Source organism: Streptomyces sp. bgisy159 (assembly GCF_057707805.1).
The window spans coordinates 96,967-116,738 of record NZ_JBYIQX010000009.1 but is presented as its reverse complement, the minus strand read 5'-3'; the positions used below and the strand labels follow the sequence as shown (position 1 = coordinate 116,738).

At 71.0% G+C, this 19,772-nt stretch carries 18 protein-coding genes, 1 tRNA gene and 1 riboswitch; of the genes, 6 read left to right on the top strand and 13 right to left on the bottom strand.

Going from position 1 to position 19,772, the window contains the following annotated elements; genetic code table 11:
* The first annotated feature begins 269 nt into the window (after positions 1-269).
* A complete protein-coding gene (locus AC3ET3_RS12010; RefSeq protein ID WP_432135467.1) occupies positions 270-1,058 on the top strand; it encodes a hypothetical protein in 789 nt (262 codons plus the stop codon).
* Between the two features lie 3 nt (positions 1,059-1,061).
* Here the strand turns inward: AC3ET3_RS12010 and AC3ET3_RS12005 are convergent, their stop codons facing one another.
* Positions 1,062-1,373, bottom strand: a complete 312-nt coding sequence (locus tag AC3ET3_RS12005; protein WP_432135468.1) for a hypothetical protein — start codon at positions 1,371-1,373, stop codon at positions 1,062-1,064.
* A 102-nt stretch (positions 1,374-1,475) separates the two neighbouring features.
* Between AC3ET3_RS12005 and AC3ET3_RS12000 the strand changes: the two genes are divergently transcribed.
* Complete coding sequence (locus tag AC3ET3_RS12000) at positions 1,476-1,706, top strand: DUF4287 domain-containing protein (protein WP_432135469.1); 231 nt, start codon at positions 1,476-1,478, stop codon at positions 1,704-1,706.
* Positions 1,707-1,775: 69 nt separating this feature from the next.
* Here the strand turns inward: AC3ET3_RS12000 and AC3ET3_RS11995 are convergent, their stop codons facing one another.
* Together AC3ET3_RS11995 and AC3ET3_RS11990 are read right to left on the bottom strand one after the other, a co-directional pair.
* The gene (locus tag AC3ET3_RS11995) at positions 1,776-2,642 is read right to left on the bottom strand and encodes a Bax inhibitor-1/YccA family protein (protein ID WP_432135470.1); all 867 of its coding nucleotides are present in this window, start codon (positions 2,640-2,642) and stop codon (positions 1,776-1,778) included.
* 288 nt (positions 2,643-2,930) lie between these two features.
* Positions 2,931-3,014: transfer RNA gene (locus AC3ET3_RS11990), tRNA-Leu, on the bottom strand.
* A 382-nt stretch (positions 3,015-3,396) separates the two neighbouring features.
* On the opposite strand from AC3ET3_RS11990, the gene AC3ET3_RS11985 reads away from it, so the two are divergent.
* Both AC3ET3_RS11985 and AC3ET3_RS11980 read left to right on the top strand, forming a co-directional pair.
* Positions 3,397-4,170: an ABC transporter ATP-binding protein gene (locus AC3ET3_RS11985; protein WP_432135471.1), complete on the top strand. Its 774-nt coding sequence runs from the start codon at positions 3,397-3,399 to the stop codon at positions 4,168-4,170.
* Positions 4,170-6,698 (top strand): ABC transporter permease, encoded by a 2,529-nt coding sequence (locus AC3ET3_RS11980; protein WP_435612087.1) that lies wholly within the window; start codon positions 4,170-4,172, stop codon positions 6,696-6,698. The genes AC3ET3_RS11985 and AC3ET3_RS11980 overlap by 1 nt, the downstream gene beginning before the upstream one ends.
* Before the next feature lie 141 nt (positions 6,699-6,839).
* Here AC3ET3_RS11980 and AC3ET3_RS11975 read toward each other — a convergent pair whose 3' ends face one another.
* The 3 genes from AC3ET3_RS11975 to AC3ET3_RS11965 all read right to left on the bottom strand — a co-directional run bounded on the left by AC3ET3_RS11975 (position 6,840) and on the right by AC3ET3_RS11965 (position 11,545).
* On the bottom strand, positions 6,840-8,129 hold the full coding sequence (locus tag AC3ET3_RS11975) for a class I SAM-dependent methyltransferase (RefSeq protein ID WP_432135473.1): 1,290 nt from the start codon (positions 8,127-8,129) through the stop codon (positions 6,840-6,842).
* 393 nt (positions 8,130-8,522) lie between these two features.
* The gene (locus AC3ET3_RS11970) at positions 8,523-9,911 is read right to left on the bottom strand and encodes an NAD(P)/FAD-dependent oxidoreductase (protein WP_432135474.1); all 1,389 of its coding nucleotides are present in this window, start codon (positions 9,909-9,911) and stop codon (positions 8,523-8,525) included.
* Positions 9,912-10,588: 677 nt separating this feature from the next.
* A complete protein-coding gene (locus tag AC3ET3_RS11965; RefSeq protein WP_432135475.1) occupies positions 10,589-11,545 on the bottom strand; it encodes a PRC and DUF2382 domain-containing protein in 957 nt (318 codons plus the stop codon).
* Between the two features lie 217 nt (positions 11,546-11,762).
* Here AC3ET3_RS11965 and AC3ET3_RS11960 point away from each other — a divergent pair, with 217 nt between their 5' ends.
* Positions 11,763-12,035, top strand: coding sequence for a type II toxin-antitoxin system Phd/YefM family antitoxin (locus tag AC3ET3_RS11960; RefSeq protein ID WP_432135476.1), 273 nt, complete (start codon positions 11,763-11,765; stop codon positions 12,033-12,035).
* Positions 12,032-12,301, top strand: coding sequence for a type II toxin-antitoxin system RelE family toxin (locus AC3ET3_RS11955; protein WP_435612086.1), 270 nt, complete (start codon positions 12,032-12,034; stop codon positions 12,299-12,301). The genes AC3ET3_RS11960 and AC3ET3_RS11955 overlap by 4 nt, the downstream gene beginning before the upstream one ends.
* Positions 12,302-12,338: 37 nt before the next feature.
* Here AC3ET3_RS11955 and AC3ET3_RS11950 read toward each other — a convergent pair whose 3' ends face one another.
* The 7 genes from AC3ET3_RS11950 to AC3ET3_RS11920 all read right to left on the bottom strand — a co-directional run bounded on the left by AC3ET3_RS11950 (position 12,339) and on the right by AC3ET3_RS11920 (position 19,755).
* Positions 12,339-13,292, bottom strand: a complete 954-nt coding sequence (locus AC3ET3_RS11950; RefSeq protein WP_432156925.1) for a Ppx/GppA phosphatase family protein — start codon at positions 13,290-13,292, stop codon at positions 12,339-12,341.
* Positions 13,289-13,819 carry a DUF501 domain-containing protein gene (locus AC3ET3_RS11945; protein ID WP_435612085.1) on the bottom strand — a complete coding sequence of 177 codons (531 nt, stop codon included), beginning with the start codon at positions 13,817-13,819 and terminating at the stop codon, positions 13,289-13,291. The genes AC3ET3_RS11950 and AC3ET3_RS11945 overlap by 4 nt, the downstream gene beginning before the upstream one ends.
* Before the next feature lie 53 nt (positions 13,820-13,872).
* Positions 13,873-14,349 (bottom strand): FtsB family cell division protein, encoded by a 477-nt coding sequence (locus tag AC3ET3_RS11940; RefSeq protein ID WP_435612084.1) that lies wholly within the window; start codon positions 14,347-14,349, stop codon positions 13,873-13,875.
* A 208-nt stretch (positions 14,350-14,557) separates the two neighbouring features.
* A complete protein-coding gene (gene eno / locus AC3ET3_RS11935) occupies positions 14,558-15,838 on the bottom strand; it encodes a phosphopyruvate hydratase (protein WP_432135481.1) in 1,281 nt (426 codons plus the stop codon).
* A 291-nt stretch (positions 15,839-16,129) separates the two neighbouring features.
* Positions 16,130-16,840: a transglycosylase family protein gene (locus tag AC3ET3_RS11930; protein ID WP_432135482.1), complete on the bottom strand. Its 711-nt coding sequence runs from the start codon at positions 16,838-16,840 to the stop codon at positions 16,130-16,132.
* Positions 16,841-16,844: 4 nt separating this feature from the next.
* Positions 16,845-17,011, bottom strand: a riboswitch (cyclic di-AMP (ydaO/yuaA leader).
* A 195-nt stretch (positions 17,012-17,206) separates the two neighbouring features.
* Complete coding sequence (locus AC3ET3_RS11925; protein ID WP_435612110.1) at positions 17,207-18,325, bottom strand: transglycosylase family protein; 1,119 nt, start codon at positions 18,323-18,325, stop codon at positions 17,207-17,209.
* 194 nt (positions 18,326-18,519) lie between these two features.
* Positions 18,520-19,755, bottom strand: coding sequence for a cytochrome P450 family protein (locus AC3ET3_RS11920; RefSeq protein ID WP_432135484.1), 1,236 nt, complete (start codon positions 19,753-19,755; stop codon positions 18,520-18,522).
* Positions 19,756-19,772 lie beyond the last annotated feature (17 nt).

Genomic DNA, 19,772 nt, shown 5'->3' with positions numbered 1-19,772 from the left:
CCCTGGGTGACCGTCACGGCACCACCCGTGACCGCCCGGCCCGGAGTCCGGTACGCCACCGGCCTCCGGGCCGTTTTGTGATCCAATCTCCCCCAGGATGTGACCTATCTCGCTCCCCGCCGGGAACCCGCAGCTCAGAGCAGCTTCACCCCCGGACGCCGGGCGCAAAGTCCTGTCCCTTTCGTGACGTTACGCACTGACAGCCGGATGGTCAGCCCTTCAAGCTGTTGTAGGAAGTCGGGGGTCGACTTTGAACCGGGAGTACGTCAGTGAGCGCCATGCCGATCGCCCTGCTGGTCACCACGGCCGCCACCGGCGCCGTGGGCGTCGCCGTCCTGCGCACCCTCATGAAGCTGCGCCGGCAGGTCGCCGCCCTGCACACCCAGCTCGCCGCCGACCACGCCGAGCTGACCCGGGGGCTGGTGCCCGCCGCCCGTACCGCCGACACCGAGGAGATACGCGCCGCGGTCGCCGAGGCGCTGGCCGAGGAGCGGGAACGGGAACTCGCCGAGGCGCGGGCGTTCTGGGCCGCGCAGGAGGCCCGTGACGCCTCCGACGCCCCGACGCTGCTGGGCCTGCCCGACAGTGAGCTGTTCCTGCCCCGGCAGGCCGATTTCGCGGGCCTGGAGCCGCTGGAGCCGGTGAGCGAGCCCACCACCGACGCCGACGAGTTCGCCGGGGAGTCCCCGGAGCTGGCCGCGGCCCGCCGCCGGCACCCCTCCCACCCGGACTTCGTGCCGGTGCAGTCGCCCGTGGTCAACGACCACGAGCGCACCGTGGCCGCCCTGGAGGAGCTGGCCTCGTCCGGCATCGAGCTCACGGACGTCCGGCCGGGCCCCCTGGGCACCCTCGACGTCTACGTCTTCGCCGACGGCACCACCCTGTGCATGACCCCCGGCCACCGCGAGACCGCGGAGCGCCTGGCCGCCTCGCTCACCGCCGGCGAGGCCCCGGTCCTGCTGGGCGGCTCGGGCATCTCGGGCGCCTACACCCTGACCTTCGCGTGCGGCGAGGAGAACGTCTACATCCTGGCCGACCGCGTCATCGCGAGCCTGTAGCCGTCACACGCCGGCCCGCTTCTGCGCGGCCTCGACCAACGTCACCGCATCGGAGAGCTGGCCCTCGTCCCGCAGGACGAGGGCCAGGTCGTGTGCGGCCACGGTGATCTGGTCGGCCGCGGCGAACATGCCCGCGTCCGGCATCTGCCGGGGCTCGCAGCCCGGCGTCTCCAGAACCTGTGCCCGGCGGGCCAGTTCCCTGGCCAGTTCCAACGCCTCCGCGGCGGCGCTCCGCTGCAACCGGGACTGGGGTGCCGCCCTCAACCGGTCGGCGAAATGATCAACGGCGCGGGTCAAGGGAGTCGTATCCACCACGAGCCGAGCGTACGCGCCGCACCGCGACTGTTGCCAACAGGCGAACGCTGAGGCACCGTGACCTGAAGGACCGGCTCACAGCCCAGTCGTTCGGAGGCGCCGATGTCCCAAGTCTTCTCTGACGAGACCCATCGCAACCTGCTAGCCCGCATCCCGCACTGCACCGGCCGCGAGATCTCCGACTGGCTGCGCGCCGTCGAGGAAGGCCCCGCTCTCTTCCGCTTCGAGGAGAAGGTCAGCTGGTTGCGCCACGAGCACAACCTGGCGTACGGCCACGCCAAGGCGATCGTCCACGAGTACGACCTGAGGAGGGCCGCGCGCAAACTGGCCTGAGGACGCCGAAGGGCCCCGGGAGGAACCCGGGGCCCTTCGTGGTGCGCGGCGCGGCGCGCTCGGGACCGGTCAGTCGTCGCCGCTGAAGATGGCGACCAGCCGCAGCATCTCGATGTAGATCCACACCAGGGTCATGGTCAGGCCGAACGCGGCCAGCCAGGACTCCTCGCGCGGGGCGCCGTAGGCGATGCCGTCCTCGATCTGCTTGAAGTCCAGCGTCAGGAAGAAGGCGCCGAGCACGATGGCGATGATGCCGACGATCGCACCCAGCGGGCCGAAGCTGCGCAGACCGCCGTCCTCGGCGACACCGAACGCGACCAGCAGCAGGTTGACCGCCATGACGAGCATGAACGCCACGGCGATGGACAGGCCGACCCGGGCGTAGCGGGCGGTCACCCGGACCCAGCCGGCCTTGTAGACCAGCAGGGTGGCGCCGGTGACGGCCATGGTGCCCAGGACCGCCTGGAAGGGGGCGCCGGACCAGCGGCTGTTGAACATCTCGCTGATCACGCCGAGGAAGACGCCCTCGAAGGCGGCGTACGCCAGGATCAGCGCGGGGGACGCGGTCCGCTTGAAGGACTGCACCATCGCCAGGACGAACGCGACGATCGCGGAACCGATCGCCAGGCCGTAGCTGGTGGACGACACCGGCAGCAGGACCCACGCGAGGACGGCACCGAGGACGACGGTGCCGAGCGTGGAGGCCGAGCGCATGACGACGTCGTCCATCGTCATCCGGCCGGTGGTGGCCGGGGTCTGCGGCGGGGCGCCGTGCTGCTGGGCGTACGGGTTCTGCGCGTACGGGTTCCCCGCGGGCTGCGCGTACGGGTTGCCCTGGGTGCCGACAGTCCCGGCCTGCGGCGCGGTGCCGAAGCCCGCGTAGCCGTTGTCGCGGCTGAACCCCCGTCGCGAGAAGACCGGGTTGCTGCTCCTCATTTCACTCCTCCATGGCCGCACGTCGCGACCTTGGCTCAAGAGTAATGGAAAGGCAAAGGAATGACCCTACTACCTGCGGAGGATCTTTCCCTCGCCACGCTGGTCAACACGCTACGCGACCGGGTGATTCCCGCCACTGTCCCGCCCCACTCGTGACCGAACGGGAACCGCGCGGCGACATGGGAGGGGTCGGACCGGCCGGGAGGCAGCGAGGGTCGCGGGGAGTGAAGGGCGTGACCCCGGGCTCACCCCGCGCCGGGAGGAGGTGCGGGGCCGCCGGGGCGGGAGTGCCCAGAGCCGGACTTGAACCGGCACGCCCACGAAGGGGCAGCGAGGTTTAAGCTCGCCGTGTCTGCATTCCACCATCTGGGCAGGCCGAAGGCTCCGCATCGAGATCCCGAGCCTATCGGGAGGCGCTCCTCCAACAGCGGGGGGTAGACCCGATGTTGTCTTATTTTATTGGCGTCTGAGGGAGCATCAGCCTCCGGAACTCGCCATCCGCACTTGCCAACAGCCTTGCAAGTGACGGTCCCTCATGTATGCGGAATGACGGAATTTCACCGCTTGAACAAGGGTGGTCCACCGGTTCTGCGGTCAGGGGCGCGCGTCATCCCCAGGTATGACGGGGAGGCCTCCCGTGCGACCGGAGTCGCCCCCGGGAACCGGAACAGCGGCTGACTACATGCCGTGGTGCGGCCGGAACGATGGAGCACGTCCCCGATCCACACCGTCGTCCCGACAGGAGCACCCTCCCGTGACCACCAGCCCCCTCGCCGCCTCCCGGACCACCGCGGTGGCCGCCCACGCCCAGGAGCTGTCGAAGATCTACGGACAGGGCGAGACCCAGGTGGTCGCCCTGGACCGGGTCACCGTCGACTTCCGGCAGGCCGAATTCACCGCGATCATGGGCCCGTCGGGCTCCGGCAAGTCCACCCTGATGCACTGCGTGGCGGGCCTGGACACCTTCTCCTCCGGCTCCGTGCGCATCGGCGACACCGAGCTCGGCGCGCTGAAGGACAAGCAGCTCACCAGGTTGCGCCGCGACAAGATCGGCTTCATCTTCCAGGCGTTCAACCTGCTGCCGACGCTGACCGCGCTGGAGAACATCACCCTGCCCATGGACATCGCCGGCCGTAAGCCGGACCAGGGGTGGCTGGACACCGTCATCCGGATGGTCGGCCTGTCGGACCGACTCGGCCACCGCCCCTCGCAGCTCTCCGGCGGCCAGCAGCAGCGCGTGGCCGTCGCCCGCGCCCTCGCCTCCAAGCCGGACATCATCTTCGGCGACGAGCCGACCGGGAACCTCGACTCCCGTTCCGGCGCCGAGGTGCTGGGCTTCCTGCGCAACTCGGTGCGCGAACTCGGCCAGACGGTGGTGATGGTGACCCACGACCCGGTGGCCGCCGCCTACGCGGACCGCGTCGTCTTCCTCGCCGACGGACGCGTCGTCGACGAGATGACCCGTCCCACCGCGGACGGCGTACTGGACTTCATGAAGCAGTTCGACGCGAAGGGCCGCACCAGCTGATGTTCCGCACCGCCCTGCGCAATGTGAGCGCGCACAAGGCCCGGCTCCTGATGACCGTGCTCGCCGTGATGCTCGGCGTCGCCTTCGTGTCGGGAACCCTGGTCTTCACCAACACGATCACCGACGCCTACCAGAACAGCTCCGCCAAAGGCTTCGAGCAGGTGGACGTCGCCGTACAGCCCCGGTACCAGGAGAGCAGCGGCGACCGCGTCGGCCGGACGCCCGAACTGCCCGCGTCCCTGCTGGAGCGGACCGCCCGGGTGCCCGGCGCGGGCGACGCCATCGGTGTCGTCGGCGGCTTCACCGCCCTCGCCGACAAGGACGGCAAGCTGATCGGCGGCGGCTTCCAGTCCCGCGGCGGCAACTACTGGGGGACGAAGGACCCCCGCTACCCGTTGCGGGAGGGCAGGGCACCGCACGGCGCGGGCGAGGTCGCCATCGACGCCGAGACCGCGCGGCGCGCCGGCTACGCGGTCGGCGACACCGTGCGCCTCTCGGTCGACGGCCCCGTCCTCACCCCGACCGTCACCGGCGTCTTCACCACCGACGACGGCAACGTCGCCGCCGGCGGCAGCCTCGCCCTGTTCGACACCCCCACCGCCCAGCGGCTGTTCGGCAAGCCGGGCACCTACGACGAGATCGATGTGACGGCCGCGCCCGGCACCTCCCAGACGGCGCTGAAGGCCGCCCTGGACAAGGCGCTGCCCGCCGGCCTGGTGGAGACCACGACGGGCGAGCGGCTCGCCGACGAGCAGGCCGAGGCGATCTCCTCGCAGATGAGCGGGATGAAGCAGGGCCTGCTGGTGTTCGCGGGCATCGCGCTGTTCGTCGGCACCTTCATCATCGCCAACACCTTCACCATGCTGGTCGCCCAGCGCACCAGGGAACTGGCGCTGCTGCGGGCCGTGGGCGCCTCGCGCCGGCAGGTCACCCGGTCGGTGCTCGTCGAGGCGTTCGTGGTCGGCACCGTGGCCGGCCTGACCGGACTGGTGGCGGGGGTCGGCATCGGCGCCGGGATGCGCTCGCTGATGGGTGCGCTCGGCGCGACCGTCCCGGACGGGCCGCTGGTGATCTCACCGGGCACGGTCGCCACCGCGCTCGCCGTCGGGATCGTCATCACCATGCTGGCCGCGTGGCTGCCCGGCCGCCGGGCCGCGAAGATCCCGCCGGTGGCCGCGATGAGCAGCGTGCACGCCAAGGCCACCGCCCGCTCGCTGGTGCTCCGCAACACCCTCGGCGCGCTGCTCGCCGTGGCCGGCGTCACCGTCGTCCTCGCCGCGACCGGCATGGACGGCTCCACCGGGCAGGGCCCGATGGGGATCGGCGCGGTGCTGCTGATCATCGGTGTGTTCGTGCTGACGCCGCTGCTGTCGCGCCCGCTGATCGCGGCCGCCACACCCCTTCTCCGGCTGTTCGGCGTCTCCGGGAAGCTCGCCCGCCAGAACGCGCTGCGCAATCCGCGCCGCACGGCCGCCACCGCGTCGGCGCTGATGATCGGCCTCACCCTCATCACCGGCATGACGGTGATGGCGGGCAGCCTGCAGAAGTCGATCGACAAGATGGCGGCGGACGCCATCAGGGCGGACTACGTGGTGTCCATGGCCAACGGCAACGAGCTGTCCCCGGACGTCGAGAGGAAGATCGCCGCGACCGAGGGAGTCACCGCCAGCAGCGCGCTGCGCAACTCGCCCTCGCGCATCGGCGGGACGACGGAGTACCTGACGGGCGTCGACGCGTCCGCGTTCCCCCGGCTCACCGCGCTCACGTTCGACAGCGGTGCCTTCGAGGTCGGCGGCACTCACGTCGTGGTCGACGCGGACCGGGCGGAGGAGCACGGCTGGAAGACCGGCTCCGTGTTCACCGTGGCGTACGAGGACGGCGCGAAGCAGCGGCTCACCGTCTCCGGGATCTACCAGGGCAACGACCTGATCAGCGGCGTCATCGTGGACAACGCCACGCTCTCCCCGCACATCGCGGACCCCGCCGACATGTCGGTGATGGTCAGGACGGCCGACGGGGCGACCGGCACGATGAAGGACCGGCTGGAGAAGGCACTCGGCTCCAACCCGGCCATCCAGGTGCAGAGCAAGCAGGACATCTCGGACAAGATCGCGAGCATGTTCACCCTGATGCTCAACATGCTGTACGGCCTGCTCGCGATGGCCGTGATCGTGGCGGTCCTCGGGGTCATCAACACTCTGGCGATGTCGGTGTTCGAGCGCTCCCAGGAGATCGGCATGCTGCGCGCGGTCGGTCTGGACCGGCGCGGCGTGAAGCGGATGGTCCGGCTGGAGTCGCTGGTGATCTCCCTGTTCGGCGGGGTGCTCGGGATCGGGCTCGGGGTGTTCTTCGGCTGGGCGGCCGGCGAGTTGCTCGGCACGAGGATGCCGACGTACGAACTGGTGCTGCCGTGGGCCCGGATGGCCGTGTTCCTGCTGCTGGCCGGCGCGGTGGGCGTCCTGGCGGCGCTGTGGCCGGCGCGGCGCGCGGCCCGTCTGAACACGCTTCAGGCGATCAAGGCGGCGTAGGAGGCGCGGGAAGCGCGGGAAGCGCGGGAAGCGCGGGAAGCGCACGCAGGAGGCGCAGGAAGCGCCGGCCGGAGACGTGAAGGGTCCCCTCGTTCCGTATCCGTGGGCGAGGGGCCCCTTCGCGTGCGCGTCAGCTCCACGTCAGTTCCAGGTGCGGGTCCGCAGCGGCAGACCCGAGTCCCCCGATCCGGGGGTTCTCACGGCCAGCACCTGGTTGACGCCGAGACGGTTGCGTTCGAACGCCAGCGCGGAGGCGGCCATGTAGAGCAGCCAGACACGGGACCGCCCGGCACCGGCGAGCGCCACCGCCCGCTCCCAGCCCGCCTCCAGGTTGGCGACCCACTGGCGCAGGGTGAGCGCGTAGTGCTCGCGGATCGACTCCAGGTCGCGCACCTCGAAACCGGCCCGCTCCAGCTGGGTGACGGTGGTGCCGACGGGGGCCAGCTCCCCGTCGGGGAAGACGTAGGCGTCGATGAACGCGTCGACGTCGTACGCCGACTCGTCGCGTCGCGGGCGGCGGGCGATCTGGTGGTTGAGCAGCCGGCCGCCGGGTCCGAGCAGCCGGTGGAGGTGGCCGGCGTACTCCAGGTAGCGCTCGGAACCCACGTGTTCGGCCATGCCGATCGAGGAGACGGCGTCGTAGGGCCCGTCGGTGACGTCCCGGTAGTCCAGGACCCGGATCTCCACCCGGTCGGTCAGCCCCGCGTCGGCGACCCGCTTGCGGGCGTAGGCGGCCTGCTCCTGGGAGAGGGTGACGCCGACGGCGTGGACACCGTGTTCCCGGGCGGCGTGGATGACCAGTGAGCCCCAGCCGCAGCCGACGTCGAGCAGCCGCTGCCCCTGCGTCAGGGCGAGCTTGCGGCAGACCAGTTCCAGCTTGTCGCGCTGGGCGTCGGCCAGACCGGCGTCGGGCGAGGCCCAGTAGGCGCAGGAGTACACCATCGACGGGCCGAGGACGAGCGCGTAGAAGTCGTTGCCGACGTCGTAGTGGTGGCTGATGGCGCGCCGGTCGCTGCGGCGGGTGTGGAGATGGCGGGGGCGGCGGACCTCCTCGGGCGGCGGGGCGGGCGGCAAGGGCGGGCCGGCGAGCCGTAGCAGTCCCCGCACGGCGGCCCGTACGTGCGGCTCGCGCAGCGACCGCAGCAGGCCGGGGGCCTCCTCACCGCGCTCCCAGATCAGCGGGGAGACCAGGTCCAGCGCGGCGTACAGATCACCCTCGATCCCGACGTCACCGGCCACCCAGGCGCGGGCCAGACCGAGTTCGCCGGGCTTGAACAGCAGTCGGCGCACCGCGCGGCGGTTGCGGACCACCAGCGTCGGGGCGCCGGGCGGCCCAGCCTGCGAGCCGTCCCAGGCGCGGATACGGACCGGCAGCGGGGCTCCCAGCAGCTGTGCGAACAGGCCCTGCAGCCGCGACGCGGCGTCAGCCATGGCGTGCACCTCCGTGACAGGCGAACGTTGCGGATGTCCCGTGACCACGAAAGCACCGCAACGCGCGTCACAGTCCCGCATCGGGGTCATGGCAGCGCAAAATGACCGGCCGCTTACCACGCCCGGAGCAGTCGGCCGCTTTCCAAGGCCTCTCCCGGCCGTGCTCCCGCACCGCGCCGCCCTCGCCCCGGCGCAGTCTCGGCCTGACCCCGGCACCGCGTCGCTCTCGCCCCGGCACCGTGTCGCTCTCGCCGCGGGGCTGCCCGAGTGCGCGCCGGGACCGGCCGGGTGCGCGCCGGGACCGGCCGGGTGGGCGTCGGGACACGCCGAAGGGGCCGCCCGCACCACGGATGGCGGGCGGCCCCTTCGGGACGGAGTGACGGGGAGGGCCGGCTAGGAGGCCTTGGCCTTCTCCTCGGTCTTCACGACGGCCGGAGCGGGCTTCGGGGCCGGCTTGGCGGCCTCGTAGAACTCCTCGCGCGGGGTCTCCAGGGCGCCGAGGGAGACGACCTCGCGCTTGAGGAACATGCCGAGCGTCCAGTCGGCGAAGACCCGGATCTTGCGGTTCCAGGTCGGCATCGCCAGGCCGTGGTAGCCGCGGTGCATGTACCAGGCGAGACGGCCCTTGAGCTTGATCTTCATCTTGCCCATGACGATCATCGCGACGCCCTTGTGCAGGCCGAGGCCCGCGACCGCGCCCTTGTTGGCGTGGCTGTACTCCTTCTGCGGGAAGCCCCGCATGCCGGAGATCACGTTGTCGCCGAGGACCCTGGCCTGGCGCAGCGCGTGCTGGGCGTTGGGCGGGCACCAGGCGTTCTCGTTGCCCGCCTTGCGGCCGGCCAGGTCCGGGACCTGGGCGTTGTCGCCCGCGGCCCAGATGTAGTCGGTGCCCTTGACCTGGAGGGTCGGCTCGGTGTCCACGTGGCCGCGGGGGCCGAGGGGCAGGCCGTAGCGGGACAGCACCGGGTTGGGCTTGACGCCGGCCGTCCACACGATGGTGTTGGAGTCGACCTCCAGGCCGTTCTTGAGCACCACGTGGCCGTCGACGCAGGAGTCCATGGAGGTGGAGAGGTAGATCTCCACGCCACGGCTCTCCAGGTGCTCCTTGCCGTAGGCACCGAGCTTGGGGCCGACCTCGGGGAGGATCTTGTCGGCGGCGTCGACGAGGATGAAGCGCATGTCCTCGCGGGAGACGTTCTTGTAGTACTTGGCCGCGTCGCGGGCCATGTCCTCGACCTCACCGATGGTCTCCGCGCCGGCGAAGCCGCCGCCGATGAAGACGAAGGTGAGCGCCTTGCGGCGGATCTCCTCGTCGGTGGTGGAGTCGGCCTTGTCCAGCTGCTCCAGGACGTGGTTGCGCAGGCCGATGGCCTCCTCGATGCCCTTCATGCCGATGCCCTGCTCGGCGAGGCCGGGGATCGGGAAGGTGCGGGAGACCGCGCCGAGCGCGATGACCAGGTAGTCGAACGGCAGCTCGTACGACTCGCCGACCAGCGGGGCGATCGTCGCCACCTTGCGGTCCTGGTCGATGGTGGTGACCCGGCCGGTGAGGACCTCCGCCTTCGGCAGCACGCGTCGCAGCGGGACGACGACGTGGCGCGGGGAGATGTTGCCGGCGGCGGTTTCGGGAAGGAAGGGCTGGTAGGTCATGTACGACCGGGGGTCGACGACCGTGACGGTCGCCTCGCCGTAGCGCATCTTCTTCATGATGCGCCGAGCTGCGTACAGGCCTACGTACCCACCGCCTACTACGAGGATCCTGGGACGCTCCGTGGTGCTCATGCCATCGAGTATCCACCCGTTGCCGGGGGGTACTTCGTGCGCCCCTTCACAAGCTTCTGGGGAGTGTGTGCTATTCTCCGCGGCCCCCGTGATCCAGATCATGGACCGGGATGGGAACCAGCCCATCGGGCGACCCGTTGTCAATGCCGCGTGAGCTGCCTCTCCGGGCGTCGCAGACCCCTGTGAGGGGGCTAGGATCGGCGTACGGGGATCTCCGCGAGAGACCTTTGCCCCCAGCTTTTGAACATGTTCATACGGCGATCGCTCCCCCGAAAGGGCCAACCGGCCCCACTCCGGGGACCTAAGGCGCGGTTTTCCTTGTGAAGAACTTCACGAACTTTTCCGGCGGACCACTGGGGGGCGGTCCCGGGACCGCCCAGAAACGGCTCAGGACGCGCTCATGCGCCACCCCAGCCGCTCAGCGGAGGCCCGTTGACCGGCGAAGACCGGTACCGGCCGGTAGGGCCGTGGGAGGGGCGGTAGGGCGGGCTGCGGGGCCGTGGGCCGTGGCTGCCACCGGGCGACCTGTCGACCCTCCCCGCCCGAAGGGCGAGGGGCCAGAGCCGATAGCCGATAGCCGATAGCCGATAGCCGACGAGCGTCGACCGGGGGCGCACTCCGGTGCAACCCCCGGCCGGCGCCGGAGAACCAGCCCGGGCACGCTCCGGGCCAGGGGACTAGCCCGGGCGCTCCGTGCCGAAGCCGCCGGGCTCGTCGGACTCCTCGGCTTCGCCCTCGATGCGCTCCTTGCGGACCTGTCCGCGCACGGTCTCCTGCTCCGCCTCCTCGTCGACGGTCAGGCGCACCCGCTCCACCGGGACGGCCTCGGTCTCCACGACGGCACGCTCCTCGTGGAGCACCACCTCGTGCTCGGCCTCGGCGATCTCCGGCCCGGACAGCGCGGCATCCCGGTTCTCCTCGGTGATCGGCTCCCGTTCGACGCGCACCTCCTCGTGCCGGAGCGGAACGGTCCGCTCCTCCTCCTCGGTGACGACGTACTTGCGCAGCCTGGCCCGGCCTGCCTCGCGGCGCTCCACGCCGACGCGCATCCGCTCCTCGGAGCGCGTCATGGCGTCGTCGCCCGGCCCGGGCGCGCGGCCCTCACCGGTGTCGTACGCCCGGCCGGCGGCCCCGGCCATGCCGGCAGTCCCGGCGGCACCGGCCATGCCAGCGGCGTCGGCGGTACCGGCCATACCGGCGGTGTCGGCAGTTCCGGTGGTGCCTGCCGTGCCGGTGGTGCCTGCCGCTCCGGGGGCTTCGGCCTGGTAGGCCCAGCCGCCCTCGCCGGGCTGGTTGGCGCGGGACCAGGAGTCGTCCCAGTCGATGCCGTAGTGGGCGTAGAGGCGGTGCTCCTCGTCCTCGGACAGGTGGCCGCCGGCGTCGACGTCGACGTGCGGCGCGTCCTTGATCATGCCCCTGGAGTACGGAACCTCCGTGTGGTCTCTCACCATCGTGGCGTCACGGATGGGCACGAAGGACTCGCTGCTGCCGAACACGCCGGTCTTGACCGACACCCACTCGGGGCGCCCGGTCCGGTCGTCGAGGTAGATGTGCTTGGCGTCCCCGACCTTCTTCCCGCCCTCGTCGAGAACGGGACGGTCGAGTACGGCCGGGATCTGCTCTCTTGTGATCATGGTCCGTCTCAATCCTTCCGTCGTGGTGACCCCCTCACCGCTTGCACCACGACAAAACGGACGAAACGACTCAATCCTCACGTCGGCACCGAGACCACCGGGCCTCGACCCTCAGTCCGACTCACTCGCAGCGTAGTGAGCGATCCCGTCGAGCATCGCTCACGAACGCGACTCCCGACCGAGGTCGCGTGTACACGTGCGCGCGTACACTGTCCTCATGATTGAGAACACCGTGACCGTTCGGGAAGCCCGCGCACACCTCGCCGACCACATCAACCGGGCCGAGGAAGGCGTCCCGACCGTCATCACGCGCAACGGCGCCCCGGTGGCGGCGGTGGTACCGATCTCGGACTTCGAAGCATTGGAGAAATCCGCCGACGTGATGCTGGCGCGCGAGGCCGAAGCGGTGCTGGCCGAGGGAGGCAGCACCGTGACCATGGCGGAACTGCTGGCGGACCTGTTCACCGAGCGGGATGGCGAGGCGTCGTGAAGTACGCCTTCCGTTTCACCACGGCGGCGCAGCGGCAACTGCGGTTCATCAGCCGACCCGACGCCATGCGCATCCTGACCGCGCTGGCCTCGCTCGGTGACGACCCCTACCGCCAGGACGCCGACGTCAAGAAGCTCACCGGCCCGTCCGGGCTCTACCGGCTCCGGGTCGGAAGCTACCGGATCGCTTATCAGATCAACGACGGCGAACTCGTGGTCCTGGTCGTCAAGGTGGGCGACCGGCGGGACGTCTACCGCACCCTGTGACGCCCCGCCCGACCCCGAGGCCGCCGGGCACCGCCCCTCAACGCACCTCGCTCGCCGTGAAGTGAGCGATCCCGTCCAGGATGTCGTGCTCGCTCACGACGACCTCCGCCGCGCCGGTCCGCTCCATGATCGACAGCAGCACGAGCGCGCCCGCGCCGATCACGTCCACCCGGCCCGGGTGCATGGCGCCGATCGCCGCCCGCTCGGCGTGCGTGGAACGCAGCAGCCACTCGGTGATCTCACGGACGCGGCCGACGGGGATCCGGGAATGGTGGATCGCCGCGGAATCGTACTCGGGCAGTTCCTGCGCGATCGCGGAAAGGGTGGTGACGGAGCCCGCGAGACCCACCAGCGTGCGCGCCTCGCGCAGCGGGACGGTCTCCTCCGCGAGGTCGAGCGCTGCCGCGATGTCGGCGCGCATGGCCGCGATCTGCTCGGCGGACGGCGGATCGGTGACCGCCCCGTCGACCACCAGGTGCCGCTCGGTCATCCGCACGCAGCCGACGTCGACGGACCGGGCCGCCCGCACGTGGTCCTCGCCGACGACGAACTCGGTCGAGCCGCCGCCGATGTCCACGACCAGGTAGGGCTTTTCCAGGTGGTCGCGTCCGGCCAGCTCCCTGGTGGCCCCGGTGAAGGAGAACTCGGCCTCCTGCTCCCCGGTGATGACCTCCGGCTCGACACCCAGGATGTCCAGCACCCCGCGCACGAACACGTCGCGGTTCTCCGCGTCACGGGACGCCGAGGTGGCCACGAACCTGACCCGCTCCGCGCCGTGCTCCTTGATCACGGCCGCGTACTCCCGGCACGCGGCGAAGGTCCGCTCCAGCGCCTCGGGGGCGAGCCGTCCGGTCCGGTCGACCCCCTGGCCGAGCCGCACGATGGTCATCCGGCGGTCCAGGTCGACGAGTTCGCCGGTGCCGGGGGCGACGTCGGCGACCAGCAGCCGGATGGAGTTGGTGCCGCAGTCGATCGCAGCGACGCGGGTCACTTCTCGTCCTCCTTCGCCGGGTTGACGCAGGTGCCCTTGTCCCACCACTGCGGCAGCATCGCGAGCGCCTCGTCGCCGAGCGGGTTCACGCCCGGTCCGGCGGCCAGCGAGTGGGCCACCAGGACGTGCAGGCACTTCACCCGGTCCGGCATGCCGCCGGCGCTCGGGAAGCCGGTCAGCTCCTCGATCTCGTCCCGCCGCCGGATGTAGTCCTCGTGCGCGGCGCGGTAGGCCGCGGCCAGCTCCGGATCGCTCTCCAGACGGGCCGTCATCTCCTTCATCACGCCGTTCGCCTCCAGCGTGCCGATGGCGGAGTTCGCCTTCGGGCACGTCAGGTAGTACAGCGTCGGGAAGGGTGTGCCGTCGGGCAGGCGGGGGGCCGTCTCGACGACGTCCGGCTGACCGCACGGGCACCGGTGCGCGATGGCGCGCAGCCCGCGCGGCGGACGCCCGAGCTGCTGCTGGAAGGCCTCGACGTCGGCGTCGGTGGGCTCGGTGCGCGGTGTGGTCGGCGGGGGCGTGTGCATGCCTGTCTTTCTCTCGGTCGGTTCAGTGCCCGGTCAACGGGTGGGGAGGACCCCTAGCGGTTCGAGGCGTCGGCCTTGTCGACCCCGTCCCAGACGTTCGAGTACCAGGGACGGTCGGCGGCCCCCTGGTCGGCCCGGGCCCGCCGGGCCGCGTCCGGGTCGGTCATCACGAACCCGGTCTCGCCGGGCAGCACGTAGTGCAGCCGCAGCCGGATCTGCTGCTCGGCGTAGGCGTCGTCCTGCCAGCGCGCCTTGAGGTCGCGCAGCCGCTCCACCCGGTCCTCGGCCGCCTGCCGCTCGCGCTCCAGGTCGGCGATCTCGGCACGCTGGGAGACGTACTGGCGCATCGGGTACGCCAGGGCCACGATCAGCGAGCACAGCACCAGCGCGAGCAGCGCGGCCCGGCCGGTGAGCCGCGAGCGGCGGGCCTGCCGTCTGGTCTGGGAGCGGTAGACACGGGCCGCGGTCTGCTCGCCGAGCACCCGCAGCCTGGTCGCGGTGGAGAACCGGTCCCGGTCCTTCACGGCCATGTGCCCCGCCTCCGTTCACACGTGCGTACGTCCCCGCACACGGTACGGGACCGCGTACGGGGACGTACGGACGACGCTGCTCTCGGGGCGCTGGCGGTCCACGTGGACGCCGCCGGTCCGCGGGGGTGCCGTCAGCGCGCCACGCCCCGGAGTGCCGTCAGCGCGCCGCGCCCCGGGGTGGCCTCGACGCGCCGGGCGCCGGCGCCGCTCAGCCCTTGAAGCGCGGGAAGGCGCTGCGGCCGGCGTAGACCGCCGCGTCGTCGAGGATCTCCTCGATGCGCAGCAGCTGGTTGTACTTGGCGACGCGCTCGGAGCGGGCCGGGGCGCCGGTCTTGATCTGGCCGCAGTTGGTGGCGACGGCGAGGTCGGCGATGGTGACGTCCTCGGTCTCGCCGGAGCGGTGGGACATCATGCACTTGAAGCCGTTGCGCTGGGCCAGCTCGACCGCGTCCAGGGTCTCGGTGAGGGAACCGATCTGGTTGACCTTCACCAGCAGGGCGTTGGCGGCGCCCTCCTCGATGCCGCGGGCCAGGCGCTCGGGGTTGGTGACGAACAGGTCGTCGCCGACGAGCTGGACCTTGTCACCGAGCTTGGCGGTGATGGTCTTCCAGCCCTCCCAGTCGTCCTCGAACAGCGGGTCCTCGATGGAGACCAGCGGGTACGCCTCGACCAGCTCCGCGTAGTACTCCGTCATCTCGGTGGCGGAGCGCTCCTTGCCCTCGAAGGTGTAGGAGCCGTCCTTGTAGAACTCGGACGCGGCGACGTCCAGCGCCAGGGCGATCTGCTCGCCCGGGGTGTAGCCGGCCTCCTTGATCGCCTCCAGGATGAGGTCGAGGGCCTCGCGGTTGGAGCCGAGGTTCGGGGCGAAGCCGCCCTCGTCGCCGAGGCCGGTGGACAGGCCCTTGTTCTTCAGGACCTTCTTCAGGGTGTGGTAGACCTCGGTACCCCAGCGCAGGGCCTCGGAGAAGGACTCCGCGCCGATCGGGGCGATCATGAACTCCTGGATGTCCACGTTGGAGTCGGCGTGCGAGCCGCCGTTCAGGATGTTCATCATCGGCACCGGCAGCAGGTGCGCGTTCGGACCGCCCAGGTAGCGGAAGAGCGGCAGGTCGCTGGCCTCGGAGGCGGCGTGGGCGACGGCGAGCGAGACACCGAGGATGGCGTTGGCGCCGAGCGAGCCCTTGTTGTCGGTGGCGTCCAGGTCGAACATCGCCTGGTCGATCAGGCGCTGCTCGGTGGCGTCGTAGCCGACGAGCTCCGGGCCGATCTGCTCGATGACCGCCAGGACGGCCTTCTCGACGCCCTTGCCCTGGTAGCGGTTGGGGTCACCGTCGCGCAGCTCGATGGCCTCGAAGGCACCGGTGGAGGCGCCGGACGGGACGGCGGCACGACCCGTGCTGCCGTCGTCGAGGCCGACCTCGACCTCGACCGTGGGGTTGCCTCGGGAGTCCAGGATTTCCCGGGCTACGACGACGTCGATGGACGGCACGAGCATCTCCTTCTTGGGATGTGACGCTGAAAGTGCGGGGCCACGTGGGCCGTGCGACTAGAGCCTAACCGTCTCCGGGCCATCGGCCAGCCGACCGACCGTCCCGTGGACAAGGTCTGACGGTACCCATTGTTCCCACCCGGAACAAAGGGGGGGTGAACAGGGAGTCAAATAGGAGGGTGAGCCGGGGCGAGGGGCGGGCGCGCAAAACCCCGCCCCGGCGCGTACGGGGGATGACGCGCCGGGGCGGGGAGCCGGGACGAGGTGCGGGGCCGCCCGGGCGGCCGCTCGTCACTTCAGGTGGAGCTGCTGACCCGGGTAGATCAGGTCGGCGTCCTCGACGATGTCCTTGTTCAGCTGGAACAGCTTCTGCCAGCCGCCCTCGACGTGGTGCTTCGCGGCGATGCTGCTGAGGGTGTCACCCTTGACGACCTTGTACTCGCCGTCGCCCTTCTGGACCTTCTTGCCGGTCGGGGTGGTGACCGTCTTGTGGCTCTTCTGGGTCTTGGGGGCGCTCTTGGGCTTCGGCGCGGGGCGCTCGGCGGAGCGGGAGGTGCCCTGCTCGCCGGTGGAGCGGGTGGTGCCCGCGCTGCTGCCGGTGCCCGAGCCGGAGTCGCCGGTGTAGGAGGCACCGGACAGGCCGACGCCGCAGACCGGCCAGGCGCCCTTACCCTGGCCCGCGAGGACCTTCTCGGCGACGGCTATCTGCTGGGACTTGGTGGCGAGATCGGCACGCGGGGCGTACTGCGTGCCGCCGTACGCGGCCCAGGTGGAGGAGGCGAACTGCAGGCCGCCGTAGTACCCGTTCCCGGTGTTGATGGACCAGTTGCCGCCGGACTCGCACTGGGCGACGGCGTCCCACTCGGAGGCGGTGGCGGCGGAGGCGCTGCCGGCCGCCATCAGCGGGGCGGCCACGGCGGCGGCGCCGGTGACGCCGACGACGGCGATGGCACGAGCGGTCTTGGACGGACGGCGGTGCTTGCCCTTGCCGGAAAACAGCATGGATCGATCCCCTCACCGACGCCTGCGAGGTGAGCTGTCGGGTTCGGGCCGGTTGAGTTGCCCGGCCGGGCCTCCTGGGAGGCTCGGCTCCACCCCTAGCCGCTCCGGCGCAACTGCCGGGCACGGCGCTTACCTTGGGTCCCCCGCTCCTGCCTGCGGCGCTTGACGCGACGACTGTTCCCGGGCAGCCGCTGGCAGGATTCGGCGTTGCGACGGCCGGGGCTCGGGTTGCCGAGCGGTCACGACCGTAGACAGGCGCTCGGCGGAATTTCAAAGACGATCAGCACTTCTGAGACTCATCCCACACTTTCACCAAACCGGACATTATGGAGTGAAGTGGGGCGTGAACTCCCTTGCGTTTTCGCCCTATTCGCTACCGACAGACAGGGTCTGACCGGGGACGATGTGACTCGGGTCGGGCCCGATGACGTCCCTGTTGCCGTCATAGAGCGCATGCCATCCGCCGGTGACCTCAAGGGAGTCGGCGATGGAGGCGAGCGTGTCGCCGTCGCGGACCACGTACGAGGATCCGTCCGCGGCGCCTTCGCCGGACTCCCGGGCGGCGCCCTGTACGGACTCCTCGGCGGGGACGCCGCGATGCCGCCCGGTGCCGATCGAGCCGGTGTCGACAAGGCTCCAGGTGCCCGCGTACTGCCCCGAGTTGTCCGGGTCGCCCCCATCCGGCGCGATCGAGGACGAGCCGTCGGACGCACGCCCGCCAGCGGCCCCGGGTTCACCAGAGGCGGACACATCGGACTCCGGGGAGTTTTCCGCCGTACCGGACGAAGAGCCCGAAGGTGCCCCATTGTCAGCGGAGGGGCCGGCCGACGAACCGGCAGCCGGGCCGTCGGACGGTGACCCCGACCCGTCGCCGGACACCCCGGCGGAGGTGGAGGAACCGGAGGAGCTGGATGAACCGGGCGTACCGGTCGAGCCGCTGGAAGGAGATGAAGCAGACGAACCGGATGAATGGACTGAGCCATCGGCATTCGATGACTTGCCTGATGAGCCAGACGAACCGGGCGAACCGGGCGAACTCTTACCGGAGTCCGACAGGCCGCCGGTCGAGGAGTCCGCGGCCACGCCGGTGTCCACGGAGACCGCGCCGTTCTGCTGGGTGAGCCCGGAGGTCAGTCCACAGGTGCCCCAGGCGCCGATCCCCTCGGCGGCGAGCAGCTTCTGCGCGACCGCGATCTGCTGGCTGCGGCTGGCCATGTCGGCGCTGGGCGCGTAGGCCAGACCGCCGTACGCCTCCCAGTCGTCCTGGGTGAGGCTGAGTCCGCCGTACTCGCCGTTGCCCTCGTCGGCACTCCACGAGCCGCCGGTCTCACACTCCGCCACCTTGTCCCACACCGTGCCGTCGGCCGCGCTGGCGCCGGAGGCGCCGAGCAACGGGATGGCGATGGCGGACCCGGTCACCCCGGCCGCGACGAGGAGGGCCGGAGCCTGGCGGGGGCGACGGTGACGACCGTTCCCGGAGAGCATGCGAAGGCCTTTCTCAAGACAGCGGTGACCCACGCGGCGGGTGCGCTGCCTACCCCGTCGCATTGACGAGTGAACGTATAGGCAGACGATCACTTGTCACAAGTTCATGCCGCGCAGATCACGTGAAGATCACAGCGGTGAGGGGGCGTCACGCTTGCGGACGCACCGGTACGGGCCCCTACGGTGACGTCCACTCAGATCTGAGGCGGCGTGAACCGCACCGGCAGTGTGCGCAGTCCCCGCATGATGAGCCCGCCGCGCCACCGCAGCTCCGCCGGGTCGGCGTCCAGTCGCAGGTCGGGCAGGCGGGTGAACAGGGTGGCCAGCGCCGTCTGGCCCTCCAACCGGGCGAGCGGAGCGCCGAGGCAGTAGTGGATGCCATGCCCGTAACCGAGGTGCTGGTTGTCGCGGCGGGACAGGTCCAGAGTGTCGGGGCCGGTGAAGCGGTCCGGGTCGCGGTCTGCCGCGGCCAGCACCACGAGAACCGGATCGCCGGGCGCGATGTCCTGCCCGCCGAGGGTCAGCGGCTCGGTGGCGAACCGCCAGGTGGCCATCTCCACCGGACCGTCGTAGCGCAGCAGCTCCTCCACGCCCGTCTCCAGCAGGGCGGTCTCCTGCCGCGCCAGTGACGCCTGCAGTTGGGCACGCTGCCCGGGGTGGGTGAGCAGGGCGTAGGTGCCGTTGCCGATGAGGTTGACGGTCGTCTCGAACCCGGCGAAGAGGAGGATGAACGCCATCGCCGCCGCCTCGTTCTCGGTGAGGTGCTCACCGTGGTCCGAGGCGCGGATCAGACCGGAGATCAGGTCCTCGCCCGGCCCCGGCTCAGCGGGCAGCGCGGCGCGCTTGCGGTGGATCAGGTCGGACAGGTATCCGCGCATCATCTTCACCGACCGCGCGACCCCGCCGCGCGGGCCCCCGCCGTGCCGGATCATCATGCCCGCCCAGTCCCGGAAGTCGTCCTGGTCCTCCCGGGGCACGCCCAGCAGGTCGCAGATCGCGTAGATGGGCAGCGGGAAGGCGAACTCGTGAATGAGGTCGGCGCTTCCCCGCGCCGCGAACCGGCCGATGAGCTCGTCGGTCAGCTCCCGCACCCGCGGCTCGAACTCGGCCACGCGACGCGGCGTGAACGCCTTGCTCACCAGCCGGCGCAACCGGGTGTGGTCCGGCGGGTCGATGTTGAGCAGATGCGTCATCAGCTCGGCCTTGCGCTCCCCCGGGATCCCGGTCTTGCCCTTGGCGTGCGCCGGCTCGTCATGGTGCGCCGGGTTCTTCGACAACCGCTGGTCCGCGAGCGCCTGCCGGGCGTCGGCATACCGGGTGACCAGCCACGCCTCCACACCGCTGGGCAGAGTGGTCCGGCGCACGGGCGCGTGCTCGCGCAGCCAGGCGTAGGCGGGGTACGGGTCGGCCGCGAACTCCCAACTGAACAACTCGGGTGCGGGGGCCG

Excerpts from the sequence above, each read along its gene's own strand:
- AC3ET3_RS12000 (WP_432135469.1), top strand. The coding sequence starts at position 1,476 with ATGTCCCAAGTCTTCTCTGACGAGACCCATCGCAACCTGCTAGCCCGC.
- AC3ET3_RS11995 (WP_432135470.1), bottom strand. The coding sequence starts at position 2,642 with ATGAGGAGCAGCAACCCGGTCTTCTCGCGACGGGGGTTCAGCCGCGAC.
- AC3ET3_RS11980 (WP_435612087.1), top strand. The coding sequence starts at position 4,170 with ATGTTCCGCACCGCCCTGCGCAATGTGAGCGCGCACAAGGCCCGGCTC.
- AC3ET3_RS11975 (WP_432135473.1), bottom strand. The coding sequence starts at position 8,129 with ATGGCTGACGCCGCGTCGCGGCTGCAGGGCCTGTTCGCACAGCTGCTG.
- AC3ET3_RS11970 (WP_432135474.1), bottom strand. The coding sequence starts at position 9,911 with ATGAGCACCACGGAGCGTCCCAGGATCCTCGTAGTAGGCGGTGGGTAC.
- AC3ET3_RS11965 (WP_432135475.1), bottom strand. The coding sequence starts at position 11,545 with ATGATCACAAGAGAGCAGATCCCGGCCGTACTCGACCGTCCCGTTCTC.
- AC3ET3_RS11960 (WP_432135476.1), top strand. The coding sequence starts at position 11,763 with ATGATTGAGAACACCGTGACCGTTCGGGAAGCCCGCGCACACCTCGCC.
- AC3ET3_RS11945 (WP_435612085.1), bottom strand. The coding sequence starts at position 13,819 with ATGCACACGCCCCCGCCGACCACACCGCGCACCGAGCCCACCGACGCC.
- AC3ET3_RS11940 (WP_435612084.1), bottom strand. The coding sequence starts at position 14,349 with ATGGCCGTGAAGGACCGGGACCGGTTCTCCACCGCGACCAGGCTGCGG.
- AC3ET3_RS11930 (WP_432135482.1), bottom strand. The coding sequence starts at position 16,840 with ATGCTGTTTTCCGGCAAGGGCAAGCACCGCCGTCCGTCCAAGACCGCT.
- AC3ET3_RS11925 (WP_435612110.1), bottom strand. The coding sequence starts at position 18,325 with ATGCTCTCCGGGAACGGTCGTCACCGTCGCCCCCGCCAGGCTCCGGCC.